General features: G+C 61.7%; 14 protein-coding genes. 9 read left to right on the top strand and 5 right to left on the bottom strand.

Translation table 11 applies throughout. The annotated features are described in order from the left end of the window. The first annotated feature begins 19 nt into the window (after positions 1 to 19). Entirely contained in the window at positions 20 to 850 is an 831-nt protein-coding gene (locus tag EH165_RS14370) for an SRPBCC family protein (RefSeq protein ID WP_124800053.1), read from the top strand. Between the two features lie 70 nt (positions 851 to 920). On the opposite strand, the gene EH165_RS14375 is transcribed toward EH165_RS14370, so the two are convergent. Beyond that, positions 921 to 2,867 carry a phosphoenolpyruvate carboxykinase (GTP) gene (locus EH165_RS14375; RefSeq protein ID WP_124800054.1) on the bottom strand — a complete coding sequence of 649 codons (1,947 nt, stop codon included), beginning with the start codon at positions 2,865 to 2,867 and terminating at the stop codon, positions 921 to 923. A gap of 450 nt (positions 2,868 to 3,317) precedes the next feature. On the opposite strand from EH165_RS14375, the gene EH165_RS14380 reads away from it, so the two are divergent. Further along, positions 3,318 to 4,748 carry an MFS transporter gene (locus EH165_RS14380; RefSeq protein ID WP_206425990.1) on the top strand — a complete coding sequence of 477 codons (1,431 nt, stop codon included), beginning with the start codon at positions 3,318 to 3,320 and terminating at the stop codon, positions 4,746 to 4,748. Here the strand turns inward: EH165_RS14380 and EH165_RS14385 are convergent. Together EH165_RS14385 and EH165_RS14390 are read right to left on the bottom strand one after the other, a co-directional pair. After that, the gene (locus tag EH165_RS14385) at positions 4,732 to 6,105 is read right to left on the bottom strand and encodes a metallopeptidase TldD-related protein (RefSeq protein ID WP_124800055.1); all 1,374 of its coding nucleotides are present in this window, start codon (positions 6,103 to 6,105) and stop codon (positions 4,732 to 4,734) included. The two genes, EH165_RS14380 and EH165_RS14385, sit on opposite strands and share 17 nt — an antisense overlap. Then, positions 6,102 to 7,580, bottom strand: coding sequence for a TldD/PmbA family protein (locus tag EH165_RS14390; protein ID WP_124800552.1), 1,479 nt, complete (start codon positions 7,578 to 7,580; stop codon positions 6,102 to 6,104). Before EH165_RS14390 ends, EH165_RS14385 begins: the two co-directional genes overlap by 4 nt. 349 nt (positions 7,581 to 7,929) lie before the next feature. Here EH165_RS14390 and EH165_RS14395 point away from each other — a divergent pair, with 349 nt between their 5' ends. The 3 genes from EH165_RS14395 to trmB all read left to right on the top strand — a co-directional run bounded on the left by EH165_RS14395 (position 7,930) and on the right by trmB (position 10,520). Further along, positions 7,930 to 8,856 (top strand): ABC transporter ATP-binding protein, encoded by a 927-nt coding sequence (locus tag EH165_RS14395; RefSeq protein ID WP_124800056.1) that lies wholly within the window; start codon positions 7,930 to 7,932, stop codon positions 8,854 to 8,856. A gap of 2 nt (positions 8,857 to 8,858) precedes the next feature. Further along, entirely contained in the window at positions 8,859 to 9,617 is a 759-nt protein-coding gene (locus tag EH165_RS14400) for an ABC transporter permease (protein ID WP_124800057.1), read from the top strand. A gap of 153 nt (positions 9,618 to 9,770) precedes the next feature. Then, positions 9,771 to 10,520, top strand: a complete 750-nt coding sequence (gene trmB / locus EH165_RS14405) for a tRNA (guanosine(46)-N7)-methyltransferase TrmB (protein WP_124800058.1) — start codon at positions 9,771 to 9,773, stop codon at positions 10,518 to 10,520. A 29-nt stretch (positions 10,521 to 10,549) separates the two neighbouring features. On the opposite strand, the gene nhaA is transcribed toward trmB, so the two are convergent. After that, complete coding sequence (gene nhaA / locus EH165_RS14410) at positions 10,550 to 12,004, bottom strand: Na+/H+ antiporter NhaA (protein ID WP_206425991.1); 1,455 nt, start codon at positions 12,002 to 12,004, stop codon at positions 10,550 to 10,552. A 199-nt stretch (positions 12,005 to 12,203) separates the two neighbouring features. On the opposite strand from nhaA, the gene EH165_RS14415 reads away from it, so the two are divergent. Then, a complete protein-coding gene (locus EH165_RS14415) occupies positions 12,204 to 12,977 on the top strand; it encodes an SOS response-associated peptidase (RefSeq protein ID WP_124800059.1) in 774 nt (257 codons plus the stop codon). A 19-nt stretch (positions 12,978 to 12,996) separates the two neighbouring features. On the opposite strand, the gene EH165_RS14420 is transcribed toward EH165_RS14415, so the two are convergent. Continuing rightward, on the bottom strand, positions 12,997 to 13,989 hold the full coding sequence (locus tag EH165_RS14420) for an LCP family protein (RefSeq protein WP_124800060.1): 993 nt from the start codon (positions 13,987 to 13,989) through the stop codon (positions 12,997 to 12,999). Between the two features lie 142 nt (positions 13,990 to 14,131). Between EH165_RS14420 and EH165_RS14425 the strand changes: the two genes are divergently transcribed. Genes EH165_RS14425 through EH165_RS14435 form a run of 3 tightly spaced genes read left to right on the top strand, consistent with a single transcriptional unit; the run spans position 14,132 to position 17,150 of the window. Beyond that, entirely contained in the window at positions 14,132 to 14,815 is a 684-nt protein-coding gene (locus EH165_RS14425) for a lysophospholipid acyltransferase family protein (protein WP_239020798.1), read from the top strand. Beyond that, on the top strand, positions 14,812 to 16,011 hold the full coding sequence (locus tag EH165_RS14430) for a glycosyltransferase family 2 protein (protein WP_124800062.1): 1,200 nt from the start codon (positions 14,812 to 14,814) through the stop codon (positions 16,009 to 16,011). Before EH165_RS14425 ends, EH165_RS14430 begins: the two co-directional genes overlap by 4 nt. A gap of 47 nt (positions 16,012 to 16,058) precedes the next feature. Continuing rightward, positions 16,059 to 17,150: a cytochrome P450 gene (locus EH165_RS14435; RefSeq protein WP_164479258.1), complete on the top strand. Its 1,092-nt coding sequence runs from the start codon at positions 16,059 to 16,061 to the stop codon at positions 17,148 to 17,150. Positions 17,151 to 17,172 lie beyond the last annotated feature (22 nt).

Genomic DNA, 17,172 nt, shown 5'->3' on the forward strand with positions numbered 1-17,172 from the left:
ATGCCAAAGCTGGTGACGGGTGCCGCCGACGACCCTCATCGCGATTTCGACTCCTCGGCTGGAGAACACAGTGGAACTGGAACACCGCTTCGAAGTGCCGCAAGGCATCGACAAAGCTTGGGCAGCGCTACTGAACATGGAACTTCTCGCCCAGAGCTTTCCCGGAGCCCATCTTGTTTCCTCCTCGCGCGAGGAGTTCCTTGGCAGCGTCAAGGTGAAACTTGGCCCGGCGCATCTGAACTACCGCGGCAAGGCCACCTTCGTCGTCAAGGACAACCTCACGCACCGCGCCCAGATCGAGGCAGCCGGAGCCGCCTCTCGATCGGGCTCGACCGCAACCATGCTGGTGACCGCGACGGCGACCGCTGTTGCGCCAAACCGCACCGCGGTCGACCTGCTGACAACCTTGGCGATTACCGGGAGGCCCGCCCAGGTGGGCCGCAGCGCCATGATGGACGTTGTGAGCGCGTTGATCGGGCAATTCGCTGATAATTTCGCCAAAAACCTCACCGGTAAAGAAGGAAGTGGCGCCACGTTAGTGGTCGCTGTCAACCCCGACGAGGTGGCCGCGGAGGTAAGAGCGGCGACTCGTTCGGATGACGAACTTCCGGTAGATACAGCACACACGCTGGTCCTCGGCGCCGCATCGCAGAGGGGAGCGGCGACAGCGCGCGCAGCCTCGATGGCAGCGACCGCGCGGCCTCGGCGCCTTGCCAGTGAGGGCAGCGACGCGATCAGTGGGCTCAGTGAGGCCGGAACACCGTTGCTGAAGCAGCTGGTTCCCCTCGTTGGCGGCGTTATTGCTGGTGCACTTGTGGTTTTTGCCTTGCGGAGTAAGAAGACTGAGTAATCATTGCCCATATAAAAGAATCCCCGCACACCGTTGTGCGGGGATTCTTTTCGTTATTCTTATTCCACGTTTACAGCAGGCCTAAGCGAGTTTTAAGCCCGGCTAATTCATCGCTCATACCGCTGGGCAGCGTCTCGCCGAGGAAGGCGAACCATTCTTCGATCAACGGGATTTCCTTTTTCCATTCATCGACGTTGACGGCCAGCGCTTGTTTCACCTGTTCGGTCGACATGGGCCGACCGTCAACCTCGAGACCGTCGATATCCAACGCACCCACCGCGGGCACCAACCCGATCGGAGTGTGTACTGCCGCTGCCTTACCGCTGAGTCTCTCAGCAATCCACTTCATCACTCGCGAGTTCTCGCCAAACCCGGGCCAGAGAAAGCCGCCCTCGGCATCTCGCCGAAACCAGTTGACGTAAAAGATCTTCGGCAGCTTGGCTTGATCTGCGTGCTTGCCGATCTCCAGCCAATGGTTCAAGTAGTCACCCGCGTCATACCCGATGAATGGCAGCATCGCCATCGGATCCCGGCGAACAATTCCTACCTGGCCCGTTGCGGCAGCAGTAGTTTCGCTGCCCATGGTGGATCCAAGGAACACCCCGTGCTGCCAGTCACGCGCCTGCGAAACCAACGGGATGGTCGTCTTACGACGACCGCCGAAGACGATCGCCGATATCGGCACGCCTACCGGTGAGTTGTATTCCGGGGCGATCATCGGGCACTGGGTGATCGGGGTGCAGAATCGCGAGTTCGGATGCGCAGCAGGCTCTCCCGCGGACTCGAGGGTGTTGCCCTGAGCGTCCACGCCCGACGGCGTCCAGTCCCGTCCTTTCCAGTCGATCAGATGATCTGGGGCCTGCTTCGTCATGCCCTCCCACCACACACCACCATCGTCGGTGCGAGCAACGTTGGTGAATATGGTGTTTCCCTTTTCGATGGTGCGCATCGCGTTGGGGTTAGTGTGCCAGCCGGTACCTGGCGCCACGCCGAACAGGCCGAACTCCGGATTCGTCGCATAGAGCCGACCGTCACCGCCGAATCGCATCCACGAGATGTCGTCACCGAGCATCTCGACCTTCCAGCCGGGAACCGTCGGCTCCAGCATGGCAAGATTCGTTTTACCGCAGGCACTGGGGAAAGCCGCGGCGATGTAGCTGACATCCCCTTCCGGACTGATGAGTTTGAGAATCAGCATGTGCTCCGCGAGCCAGCCTTCGTCCCGCGCCATCGCTGAAGCAATTCGCAACGAATAGCACTTCTTGCCCAGCAACGCATTTCCCCCGTAGCCGGACCCAAACGACCAAATTGTTCGCTCTTCCGGGAATTGGGTGATGTATTTGGTATCGCTGCAAGGCCAGGTAACGTCGGCCGCGCCGGGCGCCAGCGGCGCACCCACCGAATGCAAACATTTGACGAACGTGTCAACACTCTCGATGAGGCGCAACGCCTCATCTCCCACGCGGGTCATAATCCGCATGGAACCAACAACGTATTCGGAGTCGGTGATCTCGACCCCCAGCTTGGGATCCGCAGCATCCAACGGGCCCATGCAGAACGGCACCACGTACATCGTGCGACCCGCCATGCAGCCTTGGTAGAGATCAGACATGATCTCCTTCATCTGCGCCGGTTCCATCCAGTTGTTGGTGGGGCCAGCATCTTTCTCGTCCACCGAGCAAATGAAGGTGCGGCCTTCGACGCGGGCGACGTCATCCGGATCGGATGCAGCGTAATAGGAGTCGGGGTAGGCGTCGAGTTTGATCATCGTGCCGGCGTCGACAAGTCGCGCCGCCATCGCCGCCCATTCCTCGTCCGATCCGTTGATCCAGACCACCGCGTTCGGCGTCGTCAACGCGACTACCTCAGCGACCCACACCAAGAGAGCCTCGTTGGACGTGGGGCCAGCAAAGCTACTCGGGACTGGGTGGCCGGCTGGTTGGTTGCTGGCGAAGGACTGGCCAGGCAGCCGCGGCTGTGTTGCCGGTTGCTCACGATTGGTCTGTACCGCGGTCATTGACACCATCTCCTGTTGAAATTCTGTGAATTCGACCGGCCGAATAGAAATTTAACGATCTGGGTCAGACGACACCAGCGATTCCGATCTGCGAATCTCTTGAGGCTATCCATCCCAGTGTTGATTTGGTGCCCAATTAGCTGAGGCCCAGACCACAGAATCGTGAAAGAGAATCGATTCAGTAAATAATGGTTGATAATGTTTGTTCGATTTAGTTGAACTTCGGTGTTCATTGTGTGCGAACGGGTTGCGCTCCGATTCCTGCCGTTGCCTGCGCAGGTCGCGTTTACCCGCGTATCGCGACGGTGCGCCAAAGCCGAAAGGCTCTTCGGCGGGCGTGGAACGCACCCCGTGCGCGGATCTGCCCGGCCGCTGGCTGCTGCGCCGTTAACGATTCCCCTGGGTGGGTGTCAGGATGAATAGCAACCCCCACGCAGTAGGAGAATCATCTTGTTCGAAGGCCCACCGGCGCCGCCCACTGAGTCGATCGCCGTCAAGGCAGTCGGTATTTTGCAGCGCCCCTATCGGTCGACCACCGCAGGTATGGCGGCGTTGATGGCGCTGCTTGCTTTCGAGTCGCTGGCCGTCACTACAGCGATGCCCGTGATTGCGGAAGACCTCAACGGGCTCGCTCTGTACTCCATGGCGTTTGCGGGCACGCTCGCGGCGAGTGTGGTTGGCATGGTGGTTGCTGGGCAAGCCAGCGACCGGGGCGGGTTAGCCAGGCCGCTCTGGGCTGGGCTGGCTCTGTTCATCGCAGGGCTCGTGATTGCCGGAACCGCTGTGTGGATGCCCGTGTTGGTGCTCGGACGACTAGTCCAAGGCCTGGGCTCCGGCGCCCTGAGTGTCATCTTGTACGTGATGGTCGCCCGGGTCTACCCGCTCGCACTGCGGCCCAAGATTTTCGCCGCGTTCGCCGCTGCATGGGTCGTACCAGCCTTGATAGGCCCCTTTATTGCGGGGCTGGTGGTCGAACACCTGCATTGGCGCTGGGTTTTTTTTGGCGCCATTATGTTGGCGTTGCCGGCCGCATTCATGATCCGCGGCGCCGCCAATCGCAGCCAGATCGACATCGCCGAAGTTAAAGCGCGAACACCGGCGGACCACGTGAAGGTGCTGCTGGCGATAGCGGCCTCGGCCAGTGTCGTCCTACTGCACTTCGGCGGCCAACAAACCGGTGTAGTCGCCATCATCGCGCTCGCGGTCGGAATCGCGGGCCTGGTGATGGTGGTTCCCCGCCTCCTCCCCCACGGAACAGTGACGGCCAGCCCGGGAATCCCCGCCGCCATCGCCCTCCGCGCGGTTGCCGGGGCAGGCTTCACCGTCGCTGAGGTATTTTTGCCGCTACTTCTGATTAGAGAACGGGGTCTAACACCGGGGATGGCTGGCCTAGTCCTCACGGCTGCGGCATTGACGTGGTCAACGGGGTCTTGGCTACGGGGGCGCAGTAGCACGGGGCATCAGCGCTATCTGGCTTGGGGGAGCGCCGCCATCGCCGTAGCAATCATCGCCGCCGCCCTTCCGCTGTGGCCACACATACCGATTTTCGTGGCGGTGATCGGCTGGGCGGTAGGCGGCCTCGGCATGGGCCTGGTGTACCCAACGCTGTCGCTGTTGACGCTGGAGCTGTCCCCCGTTAGCCAGCAGGGGGCCAATAGCTCGGCTCTCCAGCTCGCTGAAGCCCTTTCGACCGCAACCTTTCTCGCCGTCACCGGCTTCGCGTTCGCCCTGCTGATCACCGCCACTCCGGTCGCTGCCTACCTCGCATGTTTCGGCCTGGCAGTGTTGCTGGCACTGGTCAGCATGTGGATCGCCCGCCGCGTCCTTGCTGCCCCTTCGCCGGTTACCGTCGGCGCGGCAACCGCTACTGAGCCTGGCTGACCGACGACATATTGAAGCCGTCGATCCGCATGGACGGCATCTGGGTCCGGGTGAACCAGTCCGACCACTCCCGCGACAGTGCGCGCTCGGAGCGGCCCACATCGCCCACTTGGCGCAGCATGTCCAACGGCGACATGTTGAACCGGAAATTGTTGACGGCTCCGGTGATCTCGCCGTTTTCGATCAGAAAAACGCCATCGCGTGTAAGGCCGGTCAGCAGCAAAGAAATCGGGTCCACCTCCCGGATATACCACTGGGACGTCACGAGTAAACCGCGCTTGACGCCGGCGACAAGGTCCAGCGTGCTGCGGGTTTCGTCCCCGCCGGCGAGAATTAGGTTATCGGCCATCGGCGCAAAGGCATCCCCAAACTCGGCAGCCGAAGCTCGGGTGTGCAGCAACCCGGAGATCACGCCGTTGGTGATCAGTTCGCCGCGCCCGATAGGCGCGCCATTATCGAAAACGCTTGTCTCATCACTGGAACCGCCAGCAATGACGAACGGGGCGGCTTCAATTCCCTGCATCGTAGGTTCACTGAACAACGACAAATGACGGTCGACGAGGCGCTCCCCCATCCGGGTTCCACCTGCGGGCGCAGAAAACGCGGAGCGCCCTTCGTGCGCGGCGCGGCCACCGGCGCTCCAAGCCAGATAGATCATCATGTCGGCGACAGCCGTTGCGGGCAATACGGTGTCGTACCTGCCCGGCGCTATGTCGATGTGCCGTTTTGCCCAGCCCAAGCGCATGCCAAGCGACTCCGCCAGCACCCGTACGTCGACGTCGGTGAAGTCTGCGGTGGACAGGCCCGCCCATGACGAGCGTGTCAGGTCCGCCGACTTCGCGTTCACCTCGACGGTGCCAGTGGGCTGCACCCAGCGCCGACGCACGCCGGTGGAGGTCCCCAGGTACGTGGTGGCCGACTCGTGACGGGCAAACCCGTAGAGAATCCGGTCGGCAGATTGAGCATCCTCGAAAGCCTGGGCCAGCGACGGGATTAATGCCGAATACACCGAAAAGTCGGTATCCACTGCTCCTTCGTCGAAGTCTGCGCAGGCGCCGCCCTCTATGAGAGCTTGCGCATCGCGTGCTGGCCCTGCTGCCTTGGCAGCGGCTTCGGACTGAGCCACCGCGCCGGCAATGCCTGCTAAGTCGGTGGCGGAAGATTCGACGGTTCCAGCCGCCGCGCCGACGACCGAAACCACGAACCAGCTCAACGAGTTCGACACCCCGCTAGTAGTGACAGTGTTGTTGGCCCAACGAATATTGGCAGTGCTGTTGACCGTTGCGACAACGATGCAGCCATCCGAAATCGAAAACCCCAACGCTGCTTCGACAATCTGCTGTGCGGTGATCGTCACTGCGCTGCCTCACTGACGGTATTCAGAATGTTGACCGAGGTGAATAACGCACTGGGAGTCCCGTGCGACACCGCCCCCACTTGGCCCGGTTGGGCTTTGCCGCAGTTGAGAGCGCCTGCTAACAGCCATGTTTCCGGCCCACCGACGCTGGCCATCGAACCCCAGAAGTCAGTAGTTGTCGCCTGGTAGGCCACATCGCGAAGCTGCCCCGCAAGTTGACCAGACTTGATCCTGAAGAAGCGCTGGCCGGTGAACTGGAAGTTATAACGCTGCATATCAATTGACCACGACTTGTCCCCCACCACGTAGATCCCGTTTTCGACACCGGAGATCAGGTCTTGGGTGCTACCTCCAGACGGGTCTGGCGCCAGCGACACGTTGGCCATGCGTTGAATGGGTTGGTGCAGCGGCGAATCTGCAAAGGAGCAGCCGTTGGATCGGGGCAGTCCCAGCTTGCGCGCAAAGACCCTGTCCAGCTGATAGCCGGTGAGGATTCCCCCCGAGACGAGATCCCAGCGCTGGCCGGCCACTCCGTCGTCGTCGTAGCCAATGGTCGCAAGCCCGCCGGGCTCGGTTCGGTCGCCCGTGACATTCATCAACTCTGAGCCGTACTTCAGTGTTCCCAGTTTGTCAGGGGTAGCGAAAGATGTTCCGGCGTAGGCGGCCTCGTAGCCGATGGCCCTGTCGTACTCGGTGGCGTGCCCCACCGACTCGTGGATGGTGAGCCACAGATTGGTCGGGTCCACGACAAGGTCGTAGCGGCCAGCAGCCACCGACGGCGCCTTGAGTTTCTCGGCCAAATAGTCCGGTATCAAGGCTATTTCGGCGTCAAAGTCGTATCCACCCGAGGCCTGCCCTCCGACGTACTCCCAGCCCCGGCCGACTGGCTGCGCGAGCGACGCCATCGTTTCGAATCCACCGCTCACCGCATCTAGTCCGACCGCGTTGAGGCTGGGCTGCAAGCGAATCCGCTGTTGTGTTGTGATGGTGCCGGCCAGATCTGCGTAAAACTTTTGCTCCTTCACCGCCACCAATGACGCGGACGAATGTGCAACCCCAGCCGCCGCTAACAGCCGCTGCGACCAGTCCACTAACACCGCAACTTTGTCGACATCCGGGACTGCAAAAGGGTCGATCGCGTAGTCACTGACCCAAGTGACGTCGTCGTAGACCGGCTCGTCGGTTCGTTCCACCCGCTCGGCCACTACCGATTTCAATGCCCTTGCCACGTCCACGGCGGAGCGCGCCACCGCAGCGGCCGCGTCCTGCGTCAACGTGACCCCCGCGGCAAAACCCCAGGTTCCGTTGAGGATTACCCGCACGGCGTAGCCGACGGTGACCGACTCCGCCGTCGATTGGACTGCGGCATCAGAAACAGCGATGTTTTGCGAACGGATTTGTTCGAACCGGAAGTCGGCGTGGGAAGCACCCAGCGATTTCGCGGTGGACAGAGCTGCCTCGGCCAAAGTGCGCATGGGAAGCGCCAAAAACTGTGGGTCTATCGTCCGTTGCGTCTGCACCGAACCAACCCTAGTCACCGCGTCGGATCGTCGCCGCGCCGGATCGTCGCCGCGCCGGATCGCCACCGCGCCGGATCGTCGCCGCGCGGCCCGAGACTGCGGAACCGTCCGTCGCTCCCATAAACCAGGGTCAAATAAGGGCCCGCTCACCGGTAGTGAGCAACCACCGATACGCAATAGTGGAGAGCAGCGCAGATCAGCGCAGAATGCTTCGGTCCCGGCTGCCATAAGGCACAGTGATCAGTGGATGCCCTCTCAGTGTCGGTTTCCGCAGTAGTTCCTTTAAGCAATGGAAGGTAACGCAATGATTCAAGCGGTCGGCCTCACCAAGGTCTACGGCAAGACCGTTGCGGTGGATGATCTCTCATTCACCGTCAACCCCGGAATTGTCACCGGATTCCTCGGCCCCAATGGTGCGGGTAAATCCACCACGATGAGGATGATTCTCGGACTGGACACCCCCACCCGAGGCAGCGTCTCGATCAACGGTGCACCCTATTCCCAGATTCCGCAGCCCCTGCGGCAGGTGGGCGCGTTGCTGGACGCCAACTGGATCCACCCCAACCGGAGCGCGAAAGCGCACCTTCGGTGGATGGCAGCTTCCAACGGTATCCCGGTGAGCCGAGTCAACGAGGTACTCGACACGGTGGGTCTGAGCGCGGTAGCGGACAAGGCCGCCGGAAAGTACTCGCTGGGTATGAAGCAGCGCCTTGGTATAGCCGGAGCGCTCCTCGGCGAGCCGGATATCCTTCTTTTCGACGAACCGGTCAATGGTCTCGACCCTGAAGGTATTCACTGGATCCGCAGCTTTCTCAAGCAGCTGGCCGCCAACGGCAAAACAGTGCTGGTCTCCTCGCACCTTTTGAGCGAGATGGCCCTCACAGCAGATCATTTGCTGGTCATCGGTCGGGGCAAGTTGATTTCCGACAGCAGCACCGGTGACTTCATTGCCAACTCGACTACCGCCACTGTGTCCGTGCGCTCGCCACAGTTGGCCCAACTTCGCGTTTTGCTAGCTGGCGCTGGCATGCAGATCGCCGATACGCAGGACGCGTTGATTGTGACAGCTTCACCGATGGAGCAGATCGGCGACATTGCGGCCGCGAACGGCATCACCCTGCACGAGTTAGCCACCAAGGCAGGCTCTCTGGAAGATGCGTTCATTAACCTGACCGGCGACTCCGTTGAGTACAACGCCACTTCCGCTCCAGCTGCACCGCAAGGAATCTGACCATGACACTGATCAATGTTGAACGCATCAAGCTCTTTTCGACTCGGTCGCCATATTGGTGCCTCGCGCTAGTGGCAGTCTTCGGACTCGGCATCTCCACCCTGCTATCGCTGGTCGATGGTGGGGCCGGCGCAAGTGTGGCCTTCAGTCAGGCTGGCGTCGGTTTCGAACTCCGCGTGATTCTCGTCATGGCCGCGTTGGCTATGACCACCGAATACAGGTTCGGCACTATTCGAAACTCGTTCCTCGCTGTTCCCAAACGCTCTCGCGTGTTGGCAGCAAAATCCATCACCGTCGCGCTCGTGACCTTTGTCGTTGCTGCAATTACGTCAGTGCTGGCCTACTTCCTGATGGCCGCTATCCACGGCCCCAGGATGGAAGCCGGCGCGATGGAGGTGACGAGCAGCGCCGATTGGCGTCTGCTCTGGGCGCCAGCGGTTGCCTGTGCGGTGGCCGCCGTGCTTGCCGTTGCCATCGGCACATTGATCCGGCAGTCCGCGGGCGCCATTGCCGCCCTGCTGATCTGGCCGACCCTGGAATCACTGTTCCCCCTGTTCGGCAACTTTGGGCTCCGCGTCGCGCCGTGGCTACCGTTCAACGCAAGCACCGCCTTCTACAGCCAGGGCTTCGGCTCCCAAGGCGGGGGCATCCTCGGCAACTACCCCACACCGAACTGGTGGCAGGGCGGCCTAGTGTTCTTGGGCATCACCATCGTGTTCTACGCAGCAGCGCTGGTTGTCCTCAAGCGCAGAGATGCCTAGTTTTATCTAGGCAGGGTAGGAGCACTCCGAGAGCAGCATTACTAGCAGCGGTGGTTTTCTCGTTGGGGAGGAGAGCCACCGCTGCTGTGTGTCTAGTGGCCCCCGGCTTCGCGCGATTGGAACCGACTGGCCCGCCCCCGTAACGTCGCACTCATGTCAGCACCGGATTCCCAAGACACCCGCATCACGCCGCTTACCGTGCCGGATGACGGAATGCCGCAACACTTTCGGCGCGTCGTCAGCTTCCACCCCCGCGGCGGCCGGCTGAACCCGGTGCAGCGACGGTCATGGGATACCCACGCAGATGCCTGGTACATCGAAGCGTCGGACGTCGTCGAGGGCGGCTTCAACGCACCAGAGCACTTCGGCCGCAACGCACCACTGATCGTCGAGATTGGTTCCGGCATGGGCGAGGCGACTGCAGGGATGGCAGCCAATCGTCCCGATATCAATGTGCTGGCTATCGAGGTCTACAAACCAGGGGTCGCCCAGACGTTTTACCACCTGGCAAAAGCTGGCGTCGAGAATGTCCGGGTGATGCGAGGCGACGCCGTGGAGATTCTTGAAGTACTGATCAAAGCCGGTTCCGTCGCAGAAATCTGGCTCTTCTTTCCCGACCCCTGGCCAAAAACCAAGCACCTTAAGCGACGACTGGTGAACCCGGAGTTCGCAGCCCTCGTCGCCTCCCGCCTCACCACTGACGGCATATTTCGGCTGGGCACGGACTGGGAGCCCTATGCCGAACAGATGATGGAGGTGATCAGCGCGGAACCGACGCTGACCAATATGCACGATGGCTTTGCGCCTCGTCCGGCGTTTCGACCGCAGACGCGGTTCGAGCGCCGCGGCGTGACGGCTGGCCGCGCAATCTTTGACCTGGAGTTCCAGCGCCGAGAACTCTAGTCTTCGACGGTCGCGACTCGGGGGAACGTCTATTTCTGTTGGTAGACATCCGGAATGCCATCGTTGTTCTCATCCAGCTGCTCGGCCTCGTACATCTTTTTATAGACCCGGTTGCGGCTTCGCAGCACCACGGTCGCGAGTATCGCCGCGACGAACGAACCCACCAGCACCCCGACCTTGGCGTGGTCGTCCGCGAGGCTGCCCGGGCCAAACGCGAGCTCGCCGATCAGCAGCGAAACAGTAAAACCCACACCTGCCAACAACGCTAGCCCGAATACATCGGTCCACGAGAGATCATCGTCCAAATGTGCTTTGGTGAACTTGGATAGCAGGAATGTAGAGGCAAAGATCCCGATCGTTTTGCCACCGACAAGAGCAAAAATAATGCCCAGAGTCACAGTGTCACCGAGGGAATCACCTAGACCGCTGAAGCCGCCGACGGTGACGCCCGCAGCGAAGAAAGCAAAGACTGGCACCGCGAACCCTGAAGATATCGGCCGGATGAGGTGCTCGAAGTGCTCTGCTAAACCGGGCCCGGCATCCGGTCCGCCCCGTGCTTCGCTGCGCATCACCGGCACCGTGGCCGCAAGAAGCACCCCCGCAACAGTGGCGTGCACACCGGATGCGTGCACCAAAGCCCAGGCCGCTGCTGCTAACGGAAGAAGCAAATACCATGACCTGATTCGTTTTTGGACAAGCACAGCGAATATTCCGACGGGCAGCATCGCCAGCAGAAGCAGCGGAATCGACAGGGTTTCGGTGTAGAAAACGGCGATGATGGTGATGGCGATGAGATCGTCGACGATCGCCAGGGTCAGTAGGAAAGTCCGCAGACCGGACGGTAGGTGAGTGCTGATGACGGCGAGAACTGCCAGTGCAAAAGCGATATCGGTAGCGGTCGGAATCGCCCACCCGTGCAGCCCGTCGGAGTTGCCGAGGTTGAACACGATAAATACCAGCGCTGGCACCGCGGCGCCGCTGATGGCGGCAACGATAGGAATAGCGGCCCGCCGCGGTTCCCGCAGGTCGCCGGCCACAAATTCGCGCTTGAGCTCCAGCCCCGCGGCAAAGAAGAAAATGGCCAGTAAGCCGTCAGCAGCCCACTGCCCCACTGTCAGGCTCAGCTTCAGGCTCTCCGGTCCAAATTTAAAGTCACGAATCGTTTCGTATGCCGCCGACCACGGAGAATTGGCCCACACCAACGCGAGAATGGTTGCCAACAAAAGCAAGCCACCGCCGACGGTTTCACTTCGCAGGATCTGTGCGATCCGCTTCGCTTCGCTCGCGCTGCTGCGAGAAAAAAACTTCGCCTGCAGCGCAGGCAGAAGCGCCGGCAAGCCCTCCGCTTCGTTCTGCGATTCGGGGGTGTGGACGCTGGGGGTGTTATCGCTGTGGGTGTTATCGCTGTGGGTGTTATCGCTGTGGGTGTTATCGCTGTGGGTGTCGCCGCTGGAAATATGGCGGGGTGGATCTTGTTGCGTCATAAGCGTTCCTCTGGGTCGTCAAAACAATTGCCGACCAGACTTCCCGGCTCACCTATACCTACTTTACCTGCAACTCACCCTCACGCCGGACGGGATGATGCACCGCACTTGCGGAAAATCGCCGCAGAATCAGCGACCGCGAGTAGCGTGATCGGCTCACACCTGTTGCATATCGGCCAAAGTCCAGCAGACTGACACCATGTGCGGCAGATACGTATCCACGGCGAGCGACGGCGAATTGTTCTCGATCTACGGGACTTTCGCGCCCATCGATGACGCCCCCGCCCCGTCTTGGAATGTTGCACCCACAGATTCGGCGCGCGTACTCCTCGAACGATTTGTCACCGTCGAAGGTGCTGGCGCAGTAGGTGCTGGCCCAGAAGGTGCTGGCGCAGAAACAGTGCGCCAGGTGCGGTCCCTCCGGTGGGGACTGGTGCCATCGTGGTCGAAGGATGCGAAATCCGGCGCGAGAATGATCAATGCCCGGGTCGAGACGATTCTTGAAAAGCCCGCCTTCCGGCAGGCTGCTCGCAAGCGCCGCGCCATCGTGCCAGCTGCTGGCTACTACGAATGGCAAAAATCCGACGACGGCAAGGTCCCATTTTTTCTGCACTCGGCCGACGGGGGCCTCCTTTCCTTCGCCGGCCTGTACGAACTCTGGCCTGACCCGAGCAAACCTGCCGACGCGGACGACCGCTGGGTGTGGACATTCACGGTGATCACCAAGCCGGCTACAGACGCACTGGGGTACGTACATGATCGAAGCCCCGTGATCGTGCCCGGCGACTTGATCGACTCCTGGCTCGACCCGGCCATCGACGGCAAAGACGAAGTCGCTCAATTAATCACAGCAATCCCAGAGCCGCACTTGGTCCCCGTCGTAGTGAGTTCGCGAGTGAACTCGGTGCGAAACAACGGGCCGGGCCTCATCGAAGAGGCAGCGCCGGAAGCTGGGCAACAGGAGCTCTTCTGACAACCGACTGCTAGAGCAACTAGCCGTGCGCCACGCACTCTCGGTCGAAACCTGCAGCCGCCAGTACCTTGTCGGTTTCTGCGCTACGACTTACTGCCAACACACCCGGGTTAGCAGTCGCGGGTAGATCGATCACGCTCGCACTGCTGCCGACTATTTTCAGCAGGTCGAACAGACTGGTTGACGTGTCGGTCACTACCTTTCCCGACAATGTCCATGCCAGTCGCTGCAGCAAGACGGGGTCTGTGCTGCGGTCGTTGATGGATGTCCGGATAGCGGAGAAAAGCTCCCCAGCCCAGCTAGTTCGCTGCGTGGCTCCATCGGGAACGCCTACCCACACGCCGTTTTCAAGGTGTTCCGGATGACGCGAACGCGCCAGAGCCAGCGCCTGCAGCCCGGTCAGCGTGATCGATCCGGCAGCGGCAATATCGAGGCCGGTTACGACATCGCGGGTGGGGAAATCGATCTGCACCGTGACGCCCCCCAACAAATCGACAAGAGTGATGAAGGCGCTGAAGTCAAAAATGATGAGGTGGTCGGCCGGTATGGAGAGGTCGCAGAGAGCATCCACCAACACCTGTGGCCCTCGAGTGAGGCTCAGCGCTAACCTTCCGATGCCAGTCGAACCCCAGCGCAGCAACATATCTCGCGGTATTGACAGCATCGAAGTGCCAGCGTCGGTGCGGTGAATCACTACCACAATGTCGGCACGCGAGCTCGGCACGTCCGTTGCGCTCCCCACGCCTTCCGCGCTCAGCCCGGGCGGTAACGCCGCCCGGGAATCCGACCCGACAATGACCCATGTTTCCCCGGGTGAGCCGCTCGGCATCACGACGTCGACCTTGCTAATCCTGGCCTTGATCAGCATCAGATCAGCAACAAGACCGGTCACAAAAATGAGAACCACCACCAGGAAGATGTGCGGCCATCGCCGTTGTGGCTTCAATCGGCGGTGCGACGTCCGCCCCTCTTCAGGTGCAAGTGCGGCTTCTGCGGGTGGCTCCGCACTCAATTTTTCCTCCCGTCGACATCGTTGACCCTAACCGGCCACGACTCCTGACCGAGGCACTGCCGACGGGTAGCCTTACCGGGAAGAGCGAAGAGCATCGGCCCGCTCACACACAGCGTCAGCAGAGGGAGTCTTGGTGGGCGTCATGAAGTCCGCGGCGGGCACGCGCCTGCTCCGCGAGACAGGCTCCGCACTGCGACTGGGGTTGAACCAAGCAGTGCGGCGGAACCTGCGCGGGGTATGGGTACGCGGGGATCTGCCCGCCTCGGGGCCCGTCGTCTGGATGTCCAACCATCACAGTTGGTGGGATTTCTTTGTTGCCGCTTCCGCGTTGAAGGCAATGGGCAGAAGAAGTGGCGTTCTGATGGAAGCGGCCAATATGGGTAACCGCGAGCTCTTCCGCGGCGCCGGCGTTCTAGGTACCGACGAATTACGCCGCACCACCCACGCTTTTCGTACGCATTCTGTGCTCGTCGTCTTTCCCGAAGGGGAGCTTTTCCCTGCTGGCCCTTTGCGTCCCATCAGACCGGGGGCCGAATGGATCGCCAACCGCTCCGGTGCGCAACTCGCCGTTGTCGCTACCCGCGTGGTGCTGCGCGGGCAGCAGGCACCGGAGGCTTACCTGGATATCCTCGGTAACGACACGCGTGCCCACCCTGAATCAGCTCCACCGCCGGATGCGGGGGCGCTGCTGCGGGAAGGCCTTGCGCACCTGGATGACGAACTACAGAACTCAGACCCCAACGTCCCCCTGCCCGGATTCGTCAAAGTGGTTTCCGGGGTCCGAAGCTGGCAGGAACGGCTGAACAAGCACGGGCTGCTGGGATGAGGGTGCTCCGCAGGGCGATCATGCTGTTCCTGTCGGTAAAACTGCTGACACTGCTCTCAAACCTGTTCGCATTTCCCACGCTCAGGCGTAGCAGCAGCACCAAGACATCCGCCTTGCTGATACCGATGCGAGACGAAACTGACCGACTGCCGCAGACCCTGGAGGGATTACTCGGGAGTGGCGCCACCACCACCACATTTCTTGATGACCAGTCGTCCGACGGAACCGGCCAGATGGTCGAAAGCGCTCTGGCTGCAACCTCTTTCAGTAGTGGGAAGGTGATCGTTGGCACCGCCCGCCCGCAGGGGTGGACCGGCAAAACGTGGGCGTGCGCCCAACTTGCTGACAGCGTGCTGCTCACCGCCCAGCCAGCCGCCAACCCGCCTTCGCCGAGCGGTGCGTCGTTGCTTGAAATAGGCCCCGTTGCGCGTCATAGGGCACCGCTCGGCGAGACTTTGGCGCCATCGGTGAATCAAACCGCCGCACCGGACTACCTCATTTTTGTCGACGCCGACATCTACCTCGCACCGAACGCCATACCGGCCATCATTGCCGAAGCAACACGGCAGTCAGCCGACGTGCTCTCCATCTTCCCGCGCCAAGTAACGCGCACGTGGAGCGAGCGGGCACTGGTACCGCTCGTCAACGACGTCCTGCTCTGCTTCCTGCCATTTGCGCTGCTCAAAGCGCCGGTGAAACAAGCCGCCACCGCCAACGGCAGCGTGCTGGCCTTCCGCACCGCCGCGTACGAAGCACTCGGCGGTTTCGCTGCGGTCAAGGGACACACGGTCGAAGATGTGGCGATGGCTCGTCATACCCGACAACGCGGCCTGAAACTCGGGCTTGCCCTCGGCGGCGACCTTGTCAGCACCCGGATGTACACGGGCTACCCCGACATCATCACCGGATTCGGCCGCGGCCTGGTCCCGGCAGCTGGCGGCAGCCGCGCTGCTGTGCTCGCAGGGTGGGCCTGGCACATCCTGGCTTACACGTTGCCACTCCTGCTAATCCGACGCGGGCCATGGCGTTGGGCCGCGGCGCTGGCCGTTGTCGAGCGAGCACTAGTAGAGGCCAAATCCGGCACGCGCGATTGGCCGGCCGCAGCATTGATCGGCCTGTCGCCGCTTGCCGCCATCCCGGTTGTCGCGCAGGCGATGAAGCGCGAACAAAACTGGAAAGGCAGGGCCTACCGGTGAAGTCCACCCGGACGACCGGATCGTGGCCGTCTCCGCGGACTAGCCGAATGTTCGGGCACCTACCGCGCTGGACCGGGAACTCCCTCGCCCTCATTGAGGAGGGCGCCCGACTCGGACCGGTTTTTTCCCTCCAACTGTGGCGACCTGCGGTAGTCGGTTACAGCCCTGACTGGAACCGCTTGGTACTCGGCGATGCCGCGGGGTTTCGAAGCGGCGGCAGTCTGAGCCAGCTGTCCCCCTACCTCTCCGGCGGTGTCGTCGCATTGGATGCGCCTGCGCACCGCGGCCGCCGCGCACTGATGAATCCGGCCTTTCACCGCCGCGATATCGCCGCCCGCTTCGCCGAACCTTTGCAGGAACTCATCGACCGGAGTATGCCGTCTGGCGACTTTGATGCGAGCCAGTGGTCGAGCGCGCTGATGCAGAACATGATTCAAGAAGTGTTTGTTGGCAAGAGCTTCCCGGAAAAGGTGCTGCACAATTTCCTCAAGCCGCTCGACACCCCGATGCCGGGTCCGTTACTGCGTAGGCCTTTCAAGATTCGGCGCATGCAATCGGCACTACGCACCGCGCTGAACGAGGCCGACCCCACCACCCTTGCCCCACTGTTCGGGTCGTTGGAAGGCGGCGTCGAAGAAGCGCGGGTGGCGATCGCCGCGGCATACGACACCACCGCCCACACACTGGCTTTCGCACTCTGGGAGCTGGCTGCGCGCCCCGACCTTCGGGTGCCCGAACTGGCAGAATCGGTGGTTCAGGAGACGTTGCGACTCTATCCAGCAGGATGGATCGGCAGTCGCGTGGCCACTAACGACACTGAATTCAAAGGCCGGACCATTCCTGCGGGGATGCTCATTTTGTACAGCCCCTACCTCACGCACCGCGACCCGGAATTGTGGCGCAACCCATTGCATTTCTCCCCTGAGCGCTTCTCGGACCCACTCCCGCCGTGGGGCTACATCCCGTTTTCCGCGGGTGAGCGCACCTGCCTCGGCGCGGCGCTAGCCAGTCTCACGTTGCAAACGGCCGTGAAGGCTTTCGCCGACCGGAGCCTGACCCGCGTCAATGGCGACGGCAGCCCGCGGGGCGGGCTCACCCTAGCGCCGAAAGGACCCCTCGTGCTCACCAGGGGCTCCTAGTGCGTCATTACGCCTATCTTGC

The sequence above is a fragment of the Nakamurella antarctica genome (assembly GCF_003860405.1).
GTDB lineage: Bacteria > Actinomycetota > Actinomycetes > Mycobacteriales > Nakamurellaceae > Nakamurella > Nakamurella antarctica.